The sequence below is a fragment of the Mesorhizobium sp. M4A.F.Ca.ET.022.05.2.1 genome (genome assembly GCF_003998845.1).
Classification (GTDB): domain Bacteria; phylum Pseudomonadota; class Alphaproteobacteria; order Rhizobiales; family Rhizobiaceae; genus Mesorhizobium.
Map to the genome: position 1 here is coordinate 1 of NZ_RZOJ01000613.1, position 2,468 is coordinate 2,468.

Consider the following 2,468-nt stretch of genomic DNA (forward strand, 5'->3'; position numbering starts at 1 on the left):
CAGCCGGTCCCGGCCGGTTGGATTATGGGAAAAGCAGGCCTTGCGCCTGCCCTTCCGTTTGCTGTCAGAGGCCGAGGCCGCCGATGCAGACATATTTGGTGTCGAGATAGTCCTCGATACCCTGATGTCCGCCTTCCTTGCCGAGACCGGATTCCTTGACGCCGCCGAACGGCGCTTCCGGTGTGGTGATCAGGCCCTCATTGACACCGACCATGCCGTATTTCAGCCCTTCCATGACGCGGAATGCGCGGCCGAGATCGCCGGTGTAGAAATAGCAGGCGAGGCCGAATTCGGTGTCGTTGGCGAGCGCGATCGCCTCTTCCTCGGTCTCGAACTTGAACACCGGAGCGACCGGGCCGAAGATCTCTTCCTTCATGAAGCGCATCGTCGGCGTGGCATTGGCGATCACCGTCGGCTGGAAGAACGAACCGCCGAGCGCATGGCGCTTGCCGCCGGCCACCACCTTGCCGCCCTTCGACGTGGCGTCGGCGATCAGTTCCTCGACCTTCTCGACCGCCTTGTCGTCGATCAGCGGTCCCTGCTGCACACCCTCTTCAAGGCCGGACCCGACCTTCAGATTGTTGCTTGCCGCGGCCAGCTTCTCGACGAACTTGTCGTAGACGCCGGCCTGCACGAGGAAGCGGTTGGTGCACACGCAGGTCTGGCCGGAATTGCGGTATTTGGCGGTGATGGCGCCGGTGACGGCGCGGTCGATGTCGGCGTCGTCGAAGACGATGAACGGCGCATTGCCGCCGAGCTCCATCGACACTTTCTTGACCGTCACGGACGACTTCTGGATCAGGATCTTGCCGACTTCGGTCGAGCCGGTGAAGGTGATCTTCTTGACCAGCGGGTTGGCGCAGATCTCGTCGCCGATCTCGGCGGCCGAACCGGTCAGGATGTTGATGACGCCCTTGGGGAAGCCGACCTCCTCGGCAAGCGCGCCCCAGGCGAGGCCCGAATACGGCGTCTGCGAGGCCGGCTTGACCACCGCGGTGCAGCCCGCGGCGAGCGCCGGGCCGAGCTTGCGGGCGAGCATCGAGGACGGGAAGTTCCACGGCGTGATGGCGGCGATGACGCCGACCGGCTCCTTGGTCACCAGGATGCGGCGGTCGCCCCAGGGCGACGGCACGATGTCGCCGTAGGTGCGCCGGCCTTCCTCGGCGAACCACAGTATGTAGGCGGCGGCCGAGCCGATCTCGCCCTTCGATTCAAACAGCGACTTGCCCTGCTCTATGGTCAAGAGTTCCGCGAGCACGTCCTGATTGTCCATCATCGCGTCGTGCAGCTTGCGCAAAAGCTTCGAGCGCTCGAGCGCGGTGGTCTTGCGCCAGCTCTTGAAGGCTTCCTCGGCGGCCTCGATGGCGCGGCGCGTCTCGGCCCTGCCGGCCTTCGGCACGGTGCCGATCTTGAGGCCGGTGGCCGGATTGTTGACGTCGACCGTCTGGCCGCTGTCGGCCTGCACCCATTCACCGTTGATGAGATTGGCCTGGCGCATGAAATGGCTGGTTTTCTGAAGCATGGTCTGGCCTCCGTTCGGCGCGCTGATCGGCCGTTTTTCTGGATATCTTCAATGCGCGTGCGCGATGTCCGCACGCTGGAGCCACTGCTCTTAACCTAGGGAAAGGCCGGCAAGCAATCGCAAGATGGCATATAGGGGTTGGACCAGCAAAGGCGAGAGTTGGCCGGCCGCTCCCCTATCCGAAGACGTGGAGAACCACCGTCAGCCAGAAGGACGTGGTCACCACCGCGCTCGCCGTCGCGATGGTTATCTGGTTCGACGCCAGCGCCTGGCCGGTGTTGAACTGGACGGCGATCAGGTAGGAATTGATGCCCGAGGGCAGAGCCGCCGCCACCACCGCCACCTTGGCCGTCAGCGGCGGCAGGCCAAGCACCCAGACCAGGCCAAGCACTAGCCCCGGCATCAGGAACAGTTTCAGCGCCGACAGCGCCAGCGCCGGCCGGATGTTGCCGGAGATGCCGAAGCGGCGCAGGCTGAGCCCCATGGCGAACAGCGCCACCGGCCCGGCGGTATCCGCCAGGGCATCGACCACACGCGAGACGAGCTCCGGCAGCGGCGCGCCGCTCAGGCGGAAGGCAAGTCCGGCGAGTATGCCGATGATCAGCGGATTGAGGAACAGCCGCCTGAGGAAGCTGGTGACGACACGCAGCGGATGCGCGGGCTCGCCGGCGCCGCGGCCGAACATCTCGAACAGGACGATCGAGGCCATCATCGTGACCGGCAGGTGGACGGAGACCAGCAGCGACAGGACCTCGAAGCCGCTCGGTCCGAATATGCCGAGGATGAAGGGCGCGCCGAGCAGGACGATGTTGGAATAGCCAGACGACACGCCGCCGACGATGCCCGTGCGCGAATCCCTGCCGAAGACCCGCGTGGTGACGAGATGCCCCACCGCCCAGGTGATCGCGACCGCCGTGAAATAGGCGCCCCACAGCGACCATGGCGC

2 protein-coding genes are annotated in these 2,468 nt (G+C 65.3%); both read right to left on the minus strand.

What is annotated here, in order from left to right:
* Positions 1 to 64 precede the first annotated feature (64 nt).
* Complete coding sequence (locus EN745_RS33590) at positions 65 to 1,522, minus strand: NAD-dependent succinate-semialdehyde dehydrogenase (protein WP_126054144.1); 1,458 nt, start codon at positions 1,520 to 1,522, stop codon at positions 65 to 67.
* 175 nt (positions 1,523 to 1,697) lie between these two features.
* Positions 1,698 to 2,468: AEC family transporter (locus tag EN745_RS33595; RefSeq protein ID WP_127423229.1), on the minus strand; the 771-nt coding region annotated here is incomplete at its 5' end.